Here is a 13,864-nt window from a genome sequence, read left to right on the forward strand (position 1 = left end):
CACCCCACCCGACCCGAGTGACCACAGTCACGGCAGGGCCCGGTTGATCGGCAAATAACTTAGGTTAGCCTTACCTAAGTTGAACCCGCGGTTCAGCCCGCCCCTGTCCCGCACCGGACTGTCCCCACCGGAGGACCCCCACATGCGCTCGCACCTGCTCAACGACACCACGGCGGAGCAGTACCGCCGCTCCGTGACCGACGGAGTCGAGCGGGTGGCCGCCAAACTCGCCACCACTGAACGGCCGTTCACCGGCGTCACCGTCGACGCCCTCGCTCCCGTCATCGACGCGATCGACCTCGACAAGCCGCTGCACGACACCGCCGCGGTGCTCGACGAACTGGAGGACGTCTACCTCCGGGACGCGATCTACTTCCACCACCCCCGCTACCTGGCCCACCTCAACTGCCCGGTCGTGATCCCGGCCGTGCTCGGCGAGGCCGTCCTGTCCGCCGTGAACTCCTCCCTGGACACCTGGGACCAGTCGGCCGGCGGCACCCTCATCGAGCGCAAACTGATCGACTGGACGAACGAGCGCATCGGCCTCGGCCCCGCCGCCGACGGCGTGTTCACCTCCGGCGGCACCCAGTCCAACCTCCAGGCGCTGCTGCTCGCCCGCGAGGAGGCCAAGACCGACACCCTGGCGAAACTGCGGATCTTCTCCTCCGAGGTCAGCCACTTCAGCGTGAAGAAGTCCGCGAAACTGCTCGGGCTCGGCCAGGACGCCGTGGTCTCCATACCCGTCGACCACGACAAGCGCATGCAGACCGTCGCCCTCGCCCGCGAACTGGAGCGCTGCAAGCAGGACGGCCTCGTCCCCATGGCCGTCGTCGCCACCGCCGGCACCACCGACTTCGGCTCCATCGACCCGCTGCCCGAGATCGCCGAGCTGTGCGAGCAGTTCGGCACCTGGATGCACGTCGACGCCGCCTACGGCTGCGGGCTGCTCGCCTCCCTGAAGCACCGGGACCGGCTGAACGGCATCGAGCGCGCCGACTCCGTCACCGTGGACTACCACAAGTCCTTCTTCCAGCCGGTGAGTTCGTCCGCCGTGCTGGTCCGCGACGCGGCCACGCTCCGGCACGCCACCTACCACGCCGAGTACCTGAACCCGCGCCGCATGGTGGAGGAACGTATCCCCAACCAGGTGGACAAGTCCCTCCAGACCACCCGCCGCTTCGACGCCCTCAAGCTGTGGATGACGCTGAGGACCATGGGCGCCGACGGCATCGGGCAGCTCTTCGACGAGGTGTGCGAGCTGGCCCGAGAAGGCTGGAAGCTGCTCGCCGGCGACCCGCGCTTCGACGTCGTCGTGGAGCCGAGCCTGTCCACCCTCGTCTTCCGCTACATCCCGGGCTCCGTCACCGACCCCGCCGAGATCGACCGCGCCAACCTCTACGCCCGCAAGGCCCTGTTCGCCTCCGGTGACGCCATCGTCGCGGGCACCAAGGTCGGCGCCCGTCACTACCTGAAGTTCACCCTGCTCAACCCCGAGACGCAGGCGTCCGACATCGCCGCCGTCCTCGATCTGATCGCCGGCCACGCCGAGCAGTACCTGGGAGAGTCCCTTGACCGCGCGTCCTGAACACCCGTCCCCCCTTCCTGCGACTCATGACTTCGTGGGCATCGGGCTCGGCCCCTTCAACCTCGGCCTGGCCTGCCTCACCGAACCGATCGACGAACTCGACGGCGTCTTCCTGGAGTCGAAGCCCGACTTCGAGTGGCACGCGGGGATGTTCCTCGACGGCGCCCACCTCCAGACGCCGTTCATGTCGGACCTGGTCACCCTCGCCGACCCGACGTCCCCGTACTCCTTCCTGAACTACCTGAAGGAGAAGGGCCGACTGTACTCGTTCTACATCCGCGAGAACTTCTACCCGCTGCGCGTCGAGTACGACGACTACTGCCGCTGGGCCGCGAACAGACTGAGCAGCATCCGCTTCGACACGACGGTGACGGAAGTCCGGTACGAGGACGACGTCTACCTCGTACACACCGAGGCCGGAGACGTTCTCCGCGCCCGTCACCTCGTCCTCGGCACGGGCACCCCGCCCCACATCCCCGAGGCCTGCCAGGACCTGGGCGGCGACTTCATCCACAACTCCCGCTACCTGAGCCACAAGGCGGAGCTCCAGAAGAAGGACTCGATCACGCTCGTCGGCTCGGGCCAGTCGGCCGCCGAGATCTACTACGACCTGCTCAGCGAGATCGACGTCCACGGCTACCGGCTGAACTGGGTCACCCGCTCCCCGCGCTTCTTCCCGCTGGAGTACACCAAGCTCACGCTGGAGATGACGTCGCCGGAGTACGTCGACTACTTCCGCGAGCTGCCCGAGGCCACCCGTTACCGCCTCACGGCCGAGCAGAAGGCCCTGTTCAAGGGCATCGACGGCGACCTGATCAACGAGATCTTCGACCTGCTCTACCAGAAGAACCTCGGCGGTCCCGTGCCCACGCGCCTGCTCACCAACTCCTCCCTGACCAGCGCCACGTACGAGAACGGCACGTACACGCTCGGCTTCCGCCAGGAGGAGCAGGGCAAGGACTTCGAGCTGACCTCCGAGGGCCTGGTCCTGGCCACCGGCTACCGGTACGCCGAGCCGGAGTTCCTCAAGCCCGTGCGGGACCGCCTGGTCTACGACTCCCGGGGCAACTTCGACGTCGCCCGCAACTACACCATCGACGTCACCGGCCGGGGCATCTTCCTCCAGAACGCCGGCGTCCACACCCACAGCATCACCAGCCCCGACCTGGGCATGGGCCCGTACCGGAACGCGTACATCATCCGCGAGCTGCTCGGCACCGAGTACTACCCGGTGGAGAAGACGATCGCGTTCCAGGAGTTCTCCGTATGAGCACCACCGGCATCGGCACGTTCACCATCCGCCCGCTCGACCCCCTGAAGGACGCCGAGCTGCTGCACTCCTGGGTCACCCACCCCAAGGCGGCCTACTGGATGATGCAGGACGCGAAACTCCCGGACGTCGAGCGCGAGTACATGCGTATCGCGGCGCACGAGCACCACCACGCCTACCTCGGCCTGCACGAGGGCCGGCCGGCGTTCCTGATGGAGAAGTACGACCCCCGGTACGTCGAGCTGACCGGGCTGTACGACCCGGAGCCCGGCGACGTCGGCATGCACTTCCTCGTCGCGCCGACCGACCGGCCGATCCACGGCTTCACCCGGGCCGTCATCACCGCCGTGATGGACGAGCTGTTCGCCGACCCGCGCACCCGCCGGGTCGTCGTGGAGCCCGACGTGAGCAACAAGGCCGTGCACGCGCTGAACGAGGCCGTCGGCTTCGTGCCCGTCCGTGAGATCGACAAGCCGGAGAAGCGCGCGCTGCTGAGCTTCTGCACGCGTGAGCAGTTCCTGGCCGCCCGAGGAGTAGCCGTATGACCCTGTCCGACGCCGTAGCGCATCTGTCCCCCCACCGCTGGGCGCAGGCCAACCGCCTCCTGATCCGCAAGGCACTCGCCGAGTTCGCGCACGAGCGCCTGATCACCCCCGAGCAGGACGGGAACGGTTACGTCGTCCGCAGCGACGACGGCCTGACCCGGTACACCTTCACGGCCACGGTCCGCGCCCTAGACCACTGGCAGGTCGACGCCGACTCGATCACCCGCCACCGGGACGGCTCCGAACTCCCGCTCGCCGCCCTGGACTTCTTCATCGAGTTGCAGAAGTCCCTGGGCCTGAGCGACGAGATCCTGCCCGTCTACCTGGAGGAGATCTCCTCCACTCTCTCGGGCACCTGCTACAAGCTCACCAAGCCGGAGACCACGGCCGCCGAGCTGGCACGCGGCGACTTCCAGACCATCGAGACCGGCATGACCGAGGGCCACCCCTGCTTCGTGGCCAACAACGGCCGGCTCGGCTTCGGCATCCACGAGTACCTGTCGTACGCGCCGGAGACGGCGAGCCCGGTCCGCCTGGTGTGGCTGGCCGCCCACCGCTCGCGTGCCGCCTTCACGGCCGGTGCCGGCATCGAGTACGAGTCGTTCCTGCGTGAGGAGCTGGGCGCGGAGACCGTCGAACGCTTCCACGGCGTCCTGCGCGACCAGGACTTGGACCCGGCCGACTACCTCCTCATCCCGGTCCACCCCTGGCAGTGGTGGAACAAACTCACCGTCACCTTCGCGGCCGAAGTCGCCAGGAAGCACCTCGTCTGCCTCGGCGAGGGCGACGACGAGTACCTGGCCCAGCAGTCCATCCGGACCTTCTTCAACAAGTCCAGCCCCGAGAAGCACTACGTGAAGACGGCCCTGTCCGTCATCAACATGGGCTTCATGCGCGGACTGTCGGCCGCCTACATGGAGGCCACCCCCGCGATCAACGACTGGCTGGCCCAGCTCATCGACAACGACGAGGTCCTGAAGTCGACCGGCCTGTCGATCATCCGCGAGCGCGCCGCCGTCGGCTACCGGCACCTGGAGTACGAGCAGGCGACGGACCGCTACTCGCCCTACCGCAAGATGCTCGCCGCGCTGTGGCGGGAGAGCCCGGTGCCGTCCCTGAAGGACGGCGAGTCCCTGGCCACCATGGCCTCGCTGGTCCATGTCGACCACCAGGGGGCGTCCGTCGCGGGCGCGCTGATCGAGCAGTCGGGCCTCACCCCGAAGGAGTGGCTGCGCCACTACCTCCGCGCGTACTTCACTCCCCTCCTGCACAGCTTCTACGCCTACGACCTGGTCTTCATGCCGCACGGCGAGAACGTCATCCTCGTGCTGAAGGACGGGGTCGTGCAGCGCGCGATCTACAAGGACATCGCCGAGGAGATCGCCGTCATGGACCCGGACGCGGTGCTGCCGCCGACGGTGGAGCGACTGCGCGTGGAGGTCCCGGAGGACAAGAAACTCCTGTCGGTCTTCACGGACGTCTTCGACTGCTTCTTCCGCTTCCTCGCGGCGAACCTCGCCACCGAGGGCATCCTGGAGGAGGACGACTTCTGGCGCACGGTCGCGGAGGTCACCCGCGAGTACCAGGAGTCGGTGCCCGGACTCGCCGACAAGTTCCAGCAGTACGACATGTTCGCCCCCGAGTTCGCACTGTCCTGCCTCAACCGCCTCCAACTCCGCAACAACGAACAGATGGTCGACCTGTCGGACCCATCCGGCGCCCTCCAACTGGTCGGCACCCTCAAGAACCCGATCGCGAAGTTCTGACCCACAGACAGACGGGCACCCCGGAGTACGGTCCTCCGGGGTGCCCGTCGTTTCAGGGGCACGGGGAACGGCGCATTCTCTTAGGGGCGCGGGGAACGGCGAAGTCTTTTAGGGGCGCGGGGAACTGCGCATTCTGTTTTGGGGGCGCGGGGAACTGCGCGACCAGCCCCCACGCACCCGCAGACGAATCACCGACCGGCGGAATCCCACGGCACCTGCGGCGACCTGTAATAGCCGATGCCCAGGGCGTTCCACCGCTCAGCCTGCGCAGCAAGCCGCACCTTGTACCGCTCCCAATCGCGAGAAGCACCCGACGACCACCCCAGCTCGGCAACCCCCGGCAACCGCGGAAACGCCATGTACTCGATGTGCTCGGAGTTCTCGAGGGTCTCCGACCACATCGGCGCCTCCACACCCCGCACGGCCCCGGCCGGCACGCCGGGCAGATACGCCCCCGGATCCCAGTCGTACGACCGCCGCACCTCGACATACCCCGCCCAGGACAGTCCCAGTGGCGTGTCCTTCGTGTACTTCATGTCGAGATACACCCGGTCGGCCGGAGACAGGATCAGCCCCGTCCCGCTCTGCGCGGCCTTCACGACCCGCGCCTTCTCCTCGGCACTGGTGCTGTCCAGCCCCCAGTACTGGGCGAGTGCCCCCTTCGCCGGAGTCGCCCCGGTGAGCTGGTGCCAGCCGACCACCGTCTTGCCGTACTTCGCGACGACCGGCTGCACCCGGTCCATGAACTTGACGTAGTCCTCATGACTGGTGGAGTGCGCCTCGTCACCGCCGATGTGCAGATAGCGCCCGGGCGTGAGCGCCGCCAGCTCCCGGATCACGTCGTCCACGAAGTCGTACGTGATCTCCTTGCCGACGCACAGCGAGCTGAAGCCGACCTCGGTGCCGGTGTAGAGCGGGGGCGCGACGCCGTCGCAGTTCAAGTCGGCGTACGAGGCCAGCGCCGCGTTGGTGTGGCCCGGCATGTCGATCTCGGGGACGACCTCCAGGTAGCGGGAGGCGGCGTACCGCACGATCTCCCTGTAGTCGGCCTTGGTGTAGAAGCCGCCGGGACCGCCGCCGACCTCCGTCGAACCGCCGTAGGTCGCCAGGCGCGGCCAGGAGTCGACGGCGATGCGCCAGCCTTGGTCGTCGCTGAGGTGCAGGTGCAGCTTGTTGATCTTGTAGAGGGCGAGCTGGTCGATGTAGCGCTTGACCTGGTCGACGGTGAAGAAGTGCCGGGAGACGTCGAGCATGGCGCCGCGCCAGCCGTAGCGCGGGCTGTCCGTGATGGTGCCGCCGGCGACCAGCCAGGGGCCGGGCTGGACGGTGTCCTTCTCGACGGCCGCGGGGAGGAGCTGACGCAGGGTCTGGACGCCGTGGAAGAGACCGGCGGGCCCGGCCGCGGTGAGGGTGACGCCCTGGCGGCCGCTGTCGAGGCGGTAGCCCTCCGCACCGAAGGGGCCCTTGGCGAGGCGCAGTCGGATGCCCCCGGCGCCGTGTTCGGTGACGGGGAGGCGGTAGCCGGTCGAGGGCCGCAGGAAGGCCGCGAGGTACTCGGCGACGCGCCGCGCCTCCCGTGAGCCGTCGACGTGGATGTGCGTGCCGCGGGTGATGCGGTAGGGGGAGCCGCCCGGGGCGACCGAAGTGGGCGCGGGTATCACGCGGTCGAGCGGGGTGGGCGATGCCGCCTGTGCGGGGGCGGCCCCTGTCATGGAGACGCCCATCGCGACCAGCAGCAGGGAACCGAGAATGCGGAGCGTTCTGTGGTGCGGTCTCACACGGCCGTCTCTCACAAGCGTGTCCCTTCCATGAGCCGTTGAGCTCCAAGAGGTCTGGACCACTCTCTCGCGAGACTGGTGGAACAATCCACCCCATGGCGGAAATCATCCAGAAGGACGGCACCTGGGCCTTCGACGGCGACGCCCTGCGGCTGACCCCCGGGCGGGACAAGAACGTCAGTCTGCTGCGCAGGGAGCTGGGTGAACTGGTCGTCCCGCTGGGGGCGTTGGCCGGGATCTCCTTCGAACAGGGCAAGAAGGCGGGGCGGCTCAGGCTTCGCCTGCGCGACGGCGCCGACCCGCTGCTCCACGCCACGGGCGGCCGGCTCACCGAGCCCCACGACCCGTACCAGCTGATCGTGGAGTCCGACCGCTACGGAGTCGCCGAGTACTTCACGGACGAGGTCCGTAACGCCCTGCTCCTCGACCAGGTCCCCGCCGACCCGGTCGACGAGTACCTGCTGCCGGGACCCGCCGTACCGCTGTCGGTCTCCGCCGGAGACGGCACCGCCGGCTTCGACGGCGAGCGCATACGCCTGGAGTGGAACTGGAAGACGGAGGACGCCAAGGCCGCCGCCGGTGCCCGCACGCTCGCGCTCACCGACATCACGGGCGTGGAGTGGCAGCCGGCGGCCGGCCTGGAGAACGGCTACCTCCGCTTCACCGTACGGAACGCGCCCACCAAGGCCCCGCCCAAGTACGACCCCAACGCCGTGGAGCTGTGGGGCTTCAAGAAGGACCCGCTGATGGCGCTGGTCGCGGCGGCGGTCCAGGCCAGGCTTCCGCACCCGGCCCGGGCCGCCGCCGGCGACATGACGGACACGCGACCGGAACTGCCTTCTCCTCCGGTCGCCTCCGCCGAGGACGATCACGACGCCCTGCTGCGCCGCCTGCGCGAGCTCGGTGAGCTGCACCGCACGGGCGTGCTGACGGACGACGAGTTCGCGCTGGCCAAGCAGGCGATCCTCAAGCGGATGTAGCACCCCGGGACACCATGGGGCGCTACTTCGCCCGGCGCGCCACCGTGAAGTGGTCCACCTGGTCACCGGTCTCGGCGATGCCGCGCACCGTGAGCGTGGCCAGGCGTCCCTTCGGCGCGGGGGTGACGTCCACGCGCAGGAAGGAGTAGTCGAGGTAGCGCACCCGGGACCAGGTGACGGTCTCGTTCTGCTTGCCGCCCTTGACGTTGACGAACGAGGACACGGAGTCCACGTCGTGCTCGTTGCCCTCGTACGACAGCGGGGCGCTGAACGCGTAGAGGCTGCGGCCCGCCGCACCGGCCGTCACGTACACCACGCCGTCGGTCTCGGGGTGGGCGGTGCCGCCGATCGGGAGCTTCCTGGTGACCTCGCCGTCCTTGATGACGTCGGTGCGCTCGTACTGGTGGTTGTGGCCGTTGATGACCAGGTCCACGGTGTACTTCTCGAACAGCGGCACCCACTCCTGCCGGACCCCGCCCTCGGAGGCGTGGGAGGTGGAGGTGCAGTAGGCGCAGTGGTGGAAGAACACGACGATGAAGTCGATGTCGCGCGCGGCCCGGTACTTCTTCAGCTGGGCTTCCAGCCACGTGGTCTGGGTGCCGCCGGAGATGCCCAGGTTGGCCGGGATCTCGAAGGAGATGTCGTTGGCGTCGAGCGAGATGACGGCCGTGTTGCCGTAGGCGAAGGAGTAGACGCCCGGGAGGTTCTTCTTGTCGGGGCCGTTGTCCGGGAGGGTCCAGCGGGCCTCCTCGCCGCCGTAGCCGTTGGGCGAGTACCAGGCCTCCATGTCGTGGTTGCCGTAGGCGGGCATCCACGGGACGGACTTGGCGACGGACTCGGTCTGGGCGAGGAACTGGTCCCACACGCGCGAGTCGAAGCCGGTGTCGTCGATCCTGCCCTGGCCGGCCGGGTCGCCGTAGGCGATGTCGCCGGCGTGCAGGTGGAAGGCCGGGTTCTGGCCGAGGAGCAGGCTGTTGTTGGCGAGCGCGTGGTAGCTGACGCCCTCGTCGCCGAAGGCGGTGAAGGTGAACGGCGCCTTGTGCGCGGGGGCGGTGGTGAAGGTGCCGAGGGTGCCCAGCAGGTGCGGTTCGGCCGGGTCGAAGCCCTGGTGGCCGACGCCGTAGTAGTACGTCCGGCCCGGGCGCAGGTGGGTCAGCTTGGCGTGGACGTAGTACTGGGTGTGGTTGCCGCTGGCGCCGACACCGGCCGGCGTGAAGAGCGTGCGGACCTCGGCGTCGATCCTCCGGGAGAGGTCCGTGGGGTGGGCGCCGATCCGGATGAACGGTTTCTTGACGGCGACCGGGACCTGCCAGGAGACGGTCATCTCCGTGCGCGGGTCGGTGCCGTAGGCGAGGTGGCGGCCGAAGGGGGCGACGAGGGCGCCGTCGACGGTCTCGGTGCTGGTTCGCCCGCTCGGAACGGCGGCCTGGGCGGTGGCACCCGGCACGAAGGCGCCACCCACGACGGCACCGAGCGTGACGGCACCGCCTCTGATCATCGAGCGCCGGGAGAACCTGGCGCGCAGGTACTCGTGCTGCTCGGCCATGCTCATGCGCTCGGCGAGCCGCTCGGGTACGCCCATACGAGGAATGTCCATGGCGTCCAAAAATCGACGCCTCGGGCAACGGGATACCGGCCACCCGGTGGACGCCGCACGAACAAGCACTCATGAGGGGTTCAACGTTCTCCCAAAGAAACCCCAGGGCCACGTGCCCGAAACCGGGCAGAATTCTTGCGAAAGCGCCGCCGGTACCCCAGGATCTACCGAGTGCACGACGAACTCGTTGATCATCTGACGCGGTCCACGCCCCTCAGCCGGGGCGAGGCACTGCGCGTGATCCAGGACGTGCTCGCCTACTTCGACGAGACGACCGAGGAGTACGTCCGTCGCCGCCACCGCGAGCTCCAGGCCCAGGGCCTGGTGAACGCGGCGATCTTCGAGCGGATCGAGGCGGATCTCAAATACCGCGCGGTGGCACCGCCGGAGCTCTCGCTCCGGCAGCTGCGGCGCATCGTCTACGGCTAGGAATGCGTATATATGTGCGGAATCGTCGGTTACATCGGGAAGCGTGACGTCGCTCCCCTCCTCCTGGAGGGCCTCCAGCGCCTGGAGTACCGCGGGTACGACTCCGCGGGCGTCGTCATCACGTCCCCGAAGGCCTCCGGCCTGAAGATGGTCAAGGCCAAGGGCCGCGTCCGCGATCTGGAGGCCAAGGTCCCGGCCCGCTTCAAGGGCACGACCGGCATCGCCCACACCCGCTGGGCCACCCACGGCGCCCCCTCCGACGTCAACGCCCACCCTCACCTCGACCACGAGGGCAAGGTCGCGGTCGTCCACAACGGCATCATCGACAACGCCTCCGACCTGCGCCGCAAGCTGGAGGCGGACGGCGTCGAGTTCCTCTCCGAGACCGACACCGAGGTCCTCACCCACCTCATCGCCCGCTCGCAGGCCACCAAGCTGGAGGACAAGGTCCGCGAGACCCTCCGGCTCATCGAGGGCACCTACGGCATCGCCGTGCTGCACGCCGACTTCCCCGACCGGATCGTCGTCGCCCGCAACGGCTCCCCGGTCGTCCTCGGCATCGGCGAGAAGGAGATGTTCGTCGCCTCGGACATCGCCGCGCTGGTCGCCCACACCCGCCAGATAGTCACGCTGGACGACGGCGAGATGGCCACCCTGAAGGCCGACGACTTCCGCACGTACACGACGGAGGGCACCCGCACCACCGCGGAGCCCACCACCGTGGAGTGGGAGGCCGCCTCCTACGACATGGGCGGCCACGACACCTACATGCACAAGGAGATCCACGAGCAGGCCGAGGCCGTGGACCGCGTGCTGCGCGGCCGCATCGACGACCGCTTCTCCACCGTGCACCTGGGCGGCCTGAACCTCGACGCCCGCGAGGCCCGCCGGATCCGCCGCGTGAAGATCCTCGGCTGCGGCACCTCGTACCACGCGGGCATGATCGGCGCCCAGATGATCGAGGAGCTGGCCCGCATCCCCGCCGACGCCGAGCCGGCCTCGGAGTTCCGCTACCGCAACGCGGTGGTCGACCCCGACACCCTCTACATCGCCGTCTCCCAGTCCGGCGAGACCTACGACGTCCTGGCCGCCGTGCAGGAGCTCAAGCGCAAGGGCGCACGGGTCCTGGGCGTGGTGAACGTGGTCGGCTCCGCGATCGCCCGCGAGGCCGACGGCGGCATCTACGTCCACGCGGGCCCGGAGGTCTGCGTCGTCTCCACGAAGTGCTTCACGAACACCACGGTCGCCTTCGCGCTCCTCGCCCTGCACCTGGGCCGCACCCGCGACCTGTCGGTCCGCGACGGCAAGCGGATCATCGAGGGCCTGCGCAAGCTGCCCGCCCAGATCGCCGAGATCATGGAGCACGAGGAGGACGTCAAGAAGCTGGCCCTCCAGTTCGCCGAGGCCCGCTCGATGCTCTTCATCGGCCGGGTGCGGGGCTACCCGGTGGCCCGCGAGGCCTCCCTGAAGCTCAAGGAGGTCTCCTACATCCACGCCGAGGCCTACCCCGCCTCCGAGCTGAAGCACGGCCCCCTGGCCCTGATCGAGCCCGCCCTCCCCACGGTCGCGATCGTCCCCGACGACGACCTCCTGGAGAAGAACCGCGCCGCCCTGGAGGAGATCAAGGCCCGCAGCGGCAAGATCCTCGCGGTCGCCCACCAGCACCAGGAGAAGGCCGACGAAACCATCGTCGTCCCCAAGAACGAGGACGAACTCGACCCCATCCTGATGGGCATCCCCCTCCAACTCCTGGCCTACCACACGGCCTTGGCCCTGGGCAGGGACATCGACAAGCCGAGGAACTTGGCGAAGTCGGTGACGGTGGAGTAACTCTCACCACCGAAGCGATCATTGAGGAACCCCCGCGGCGAGCCACCACGTCCGCGAGAGCGGCGCCGGTTTAGGCGCAAAAAAGGGACGGACCCCCACGTGCTGCCACCAAGCACGGGGGGTCCGTTTCAATCGCCGGGAAGCCGCCCAACTCCCCGGCCCGCGCAGCTAACCGGTGGCCGTCACTCCCCGGCCGGCAGCGCGTCGCGGAAGCGCCGTGGGCCAGTGCGCGAGCGCCGCGGTGGCCGCGTACCAGGCGACAGCCCCAGCCGCCACGGCGAACCACCCACCGACCTTCGCCAGCCCGTCGTTCTCGGCGAACACGGCGATCGCGAGAAGCAGCAGCGAGACGAAGAACAGCCCGTACACGCCCTGCCCGAGCTGATCCCCACCGGCCAGCGTCAGGGACAACGCCACCAGCGCGAACAACAGCAGGAACAACCCTGCCGCGTTGGCGGAAACCTGGGCGTCGACCGACACGGCCCACGTGAACCACAGTGCCCCGAGCGCCGAGAACGCCGCCCCACCGACRGAGTCCCCGCCCCGCAGGGCCATCAGCCCGGCGGCGAAGAGGGCGATGCCGCCCACGTACCGGGCGATAGACACGGCGTCAGCAGCCGACACCCCGTCGATCACGGCGGTGTGCCCCAGCCCGAAGGCCAACAGGGTGATTCCCAGGGCGAGTCGACCGACCACGGTGGTGATTCCGCTTCCCGCGGAGACGTCTTTGTCCACGGCGGGCTCCCTTCGTGCATGTGCAGTTGTGCGGTGTCCCGTATATGCCCTTCACAAGGGCACAAACACCTCTACGCGCGAGTAGATTTACGCACCGCACCAGGGAGCAAGGGGAGTTGACACTCAGGGAATGACGATGACGGGCCGCTTCGCCCGCTTGGCGAGCCGCCCGGCGACGGAGCCGAAGATCCGCCCGACGAGACCGTGGGTCGACCCGACGACGATCGCGTCGGCCTCGTACTCCCGGCCGACCTCTTCGAGTTCGTGGCAGATGTCACCGCCACGCTCGACCAGGATCCAGGGCACCTCGGCGAGGTAGTCCGCACAGGCCAGCTCAAGACCGAGCACCTCGGTCCGGTGGTCCGGCACGTCCACGAACACGGGCGGCTCACAGCCGGCCCACACGGTGGTCGGCAGCCGGTTGGCGACGTGGACGATGATCAGGCCCGACCCGGAGCGATGGGCCATGCCGATCGCGTACGCCAGGGCGCGCTCACTGGACGTGGAGCCGTCGAAGCCGACGACGACCCCGTGCTTGAAGGCGGGATCGCAGGAGTGGCGTGACTCTTCCGCCGCCAGGGGCTCGGCCGCCGTGGGATCGGCGACGGGCCGCTTGCGGTCCGCGGGTTCGAAGAATTCGTGACCGGCCATGGCTGTCTCGGCGTTGTGATCCTTTATGGGTGGGACAACATGTGCGGCGGAGCTGTGTCCGGGAATGGTCTTCCCAACCCCATACCCCCAAGGGTACGGCGGCACGCCTCCTTAGCCCAGATCCCGCCCGCCGTGCGTGCGGGTTCCAGGGAGCATGCACGAGGCGACGCCCGTAACGCAATGGTTGCTGCGCTGTACAGGCGGTTTGCACAGGATTCACTTACCCGTCGGGGATGATCCGGTCACACAGTGACCTGCTCACCGGCCACGCGTTGAACTCCGTGAGTCACGCCACAGGGAGCACGCATGCCCGGACCTCGCCCCGCCTCCGAGGCGGACCGCGCGACCCCGCCGCCGCGGGACTCCGCGACGGACGTGGTCCGCTGGGCGGCCTTCAGCTGCCTGCTCGTCCCGGTCGTACTCCTCGGCTACGGCGCCTCCCTGGCCGATGCCGTCGGCACGGCCCTCGGACTCGCGGCCGTCACGGGCGCCTGCCGGGTCCTGCTGCGCCAGTCCGAGCGGGGCGCGGCCCGGCTGGCGGCCGAGGACCGGGCGCCCCACCGGGGCCGGCACCACCGCACCGGAACGGGGTCGCACCGCGGCGGACGGCACACTGGCGGGGATACACCGGTCGGCTGACCGGTTTCCGTGCACGCGCACGCTGCTTTTCAGCCAACTTCTCACACCCGTGCTTCCCC

The 13,864-nt window shown here is 68.8% G+C and carries 12 protein-coding genes; 8 read left to right on the plus strand and 4 right to left on the minus strand.

Features of this window, described 5'->3' with window-relative positions; genetic code table 11:
- Positions 1-142: 142 nt before the first annotated feature.
- Genes desA through CA983_RS29555 form a run of 4 tightly spaced genes read left to right on the plus strand, consistent with a single transcriptional unit; the run spans position 143 to position 5,166 of the window.
- Positions 143-1,585: a lysine decarboxylase DesA gene (gene desA / locus CA983_RS29540; RefSeq protein WP_086603878.1), complete on the plus strand. Its 1,443-nt coding sequence runs from the start codon at positions 143-145 to the stop codon at positions 1,583-1,585.
- Positions 1,569-2,855 carry a lysine N(6)-hydroxylase/L-ornithine N(5)-oxygenase family protein gene (locus CA983_RS29545; RefSeq protein WP_086603879.1) on the plus strand — a complete coding sequence of 429 codons (1,287 nt, stop codon included), beginning with the start codon at positions 1,569-1,571 and terminating at the stop codon, positions 2,853-2,855. The genes desA and CA983_RS29545 overlap by 17 nt, the downstream gene beginning before the upstream one ends.
- Positions 2,852-3,400, plus strand: coding sequence for a GNAT family N-acetyltransferase (locus tag CA983_RS29550; RefSeq protein ID WP_086603880.1), 549 nt, complete (start codon positions 2,852-2,854; stop codon positions 3,398-3,400). Before CA983_RS29545 ends, CA983_RS29550 begins: the two co-directional genes overlap by 4 nt.
- A complete protein-coding gene (locus CA983_RS29555; RefSeq protein WP_086603881.1) occupies positions 3,397-5,166 on the plus strand; it encodes an IucA/IucC family protein in 1,770 nt (589 codons plus the stop codon). The genes CA983_RS29550 and CA983_RS29555 overlap by 4 nt, the downstream gene beginning before the upstream one ends.
- A 188-nt stretch (positions 5,167-5,354) precedes the next feature.
- Here CA983_RS29555 and CA983_RS29560 read toward each other — a convergent pair whose 3' ends face one another.
- Positions 5,355-6,890: a beta-N-acetylhexosaminidase gene (locus CA983_RS29560; protein WP_244207152.1), complete on the minus strand. Its 1,536-nt coding sequence runs from the start codon at positions 6,888-6,890 to the stop codon at positions 5,355-5,357.
- A 149-nt stretch (positions 6,891-7,039) separates the two neighbouring features.
- Here CA983_RS29560 and CA983_RS29565 point away from each other — a divergent pair, with 149 nt between their 5' ends.
- Positions 7,040-7,924 (plus strand): DUF4429 domain-containing protein, encoded by an 885-nt coding sequence (locus tag CA983_RS29565; protein ID WP_086603883.1) that lies wholly within the window; start codon positions 7,040-7,042, stop codon positions 7,922-7,924.
- Between the two features lie 22 nt (positions 7,925-7,946).
- Here CA983_RS29565 and CA983_RS29570 read toward each other — a convergent pair whose 3' ends face one another.
- Entirely contained in the window at positions 7,947-9,506 is a 1,560-nt protein-coding gene (locus tag CA983_RS29570) for a purple acid phosphatase family protein (RefSeq protein WP_208637069.1), read from the minus strand.
- Positions 9,507-9,692: 186 nt separating this feature from the next.
- Between CA983_RS29570 and CA983_RS29575 the strand changes: the two genes are divergently transcribed.
- Both CA983_RS29575 and glmS read left to right on the plus strand, forming a co-directional pair.
- The gene (locus tag CA983_RS29575) at positions 9,693-9,950 is read left to right on the plus strand and encodes a hypothetical protein (RefSeq protein WP_031114246.1); all 258 of its coding nucleotides are present in this window, start codon (positions 9,693-9,695) and stop codon (positions 9,948-9,950) included.
- Between the two features lie 12 nt (positions 9,951-9,962).
- A complete protein-coding gene (gene glmS / locus CA983_RS29580; protein ID WP_086603885.1) occupies positions 9,963-11,780 on the plus strand; it encodes a glutamine--fructose-6-phosphate transaminase (isomerizing) in 1,818 nt (605 codons plus the stop codon).
- Between the two features lie 168 nt (positions 11,781-11,948).
- On the opposite strand, the gene CA983_RS29585 is transcribed toward glmS, so the two are convergent.
- Together CA983_RS29585 and CA983_RS29590 are read right to left on the minus strand one after the other, a co-directional pair.
- On the minus strand, positions 11,949-12,515 hold the full coding sequence (locus CA983_RS29585; RefSeq protein WP_086603886.1) for a GPR1/FUN34/YaaH family transporter: 567 nt from the start codon (positions 12,513-12,515) through the stop codon (positions 11,949-11,951).
- A 123-nt stretch (positions 12,516-12,638) separates the two neighbouring features.
- Entirely contained in the window at positions 12,639-13,166 is a 528-nt protein-coding gene (locus CA983_RS29590) for a universal stress protein (protein WP_086603887.1), read from the minus strand.
- A 306-nt stretch (positions 13,167-13,472) separates the two neighbouring features.
- Between CA983_RS29590 and CA983_RS29595 the strand changes: the two genes are divergently transcribed.
- Positions 13,473-13,805 (plus strand): hypothetical protein, encoded by a 333-nt coding sequence (locus CA983_RS29595; RefSeq protein WP_086603888.1) that lies wholly within the window; start codon positions 13,473-13,475, stop codon positions 13,803-13,805.
- Positions 13,806-13,864: the final 59 nt, after the last annotated feature.

Source organism: Streptomyces swartbergensis, assembly GCF_002148965.1.
Lineage (GTDB): Bacteria > Actinomycetota > Actinomycetes > Streptomycetales > Streptomycetaceae > Streptomyces > Streptomyces swartbergensis.

What these genes read in the sequence shown, in the direction of transcription:
- CA983_RS29595 (WP_086603888.1), top strand. Translation starts at nt 13,473, where the DNA reads ATGCCCGGACCTCGCCCCGCCTCCGAGGCGGACCGCGCGACCCCGCCG.
- glmS (WP_086603885.1), top strand. Translation starts at nt 9,963, where the DNA reads ATGTGCGGAATCGTCGGTTACATCGGGAAGCGTGACGTCGCTCCCCTC.
- CA983_RS29570 (WP_208637069.1), bottom strand. Translation starts at nt 9,506, where the DNA reads ATGGGCGTACCCGAGCGGCTCGCCGAGCGCATGAGCATGGCCGAGCAG.
- CA983_RS29565 (WP_086603883.1), top strand. Translation starts at nt 7,040, where the DNA reads ATGGCGGAAATCATCCAGAAGGACGGCACCTGGGCCTTCGACGGCGAC.
- CA983_RS29555 (WP_086603881.1), top strand. Translation starts at nt 3,397, where the DNA reads ATGACCCTGTCCGACGCCGTAGCGCATCTGTCCCCCCACCGCTGGGCG.
- CA983_RS29560 (WP_244207152.1), bottom strand. Translation starts at nt 6,890, where the DNA reads ATGGGCGTCTCCATGACAGGGGCCGCCCCCGCACAGGCGGCATCGCCC.
- CA983_RS29590 (WP_086603887.1), bottom strand. Translation starts at nt 13,166, where the DNA reads ATGGCCGGTCACGAATTCTTCGAACCCGCGGACCGCAAGCGGCCCGTC.
- CA983_RS29550 (WP_086603880.1), top strand. Translation starts at nt 2,852, where the DNA reads ATGAGCACCACCGGCATCGGCACGTTCACCATCCGCCCGCTCGACCCC.
- desA (WP_086603878.1), top strand. Translation starts at nt 143, where the DNA reads ATGCGCTCGCACCTGCTCAACGACACCACGGCGGAGCAGTACCGCCGC.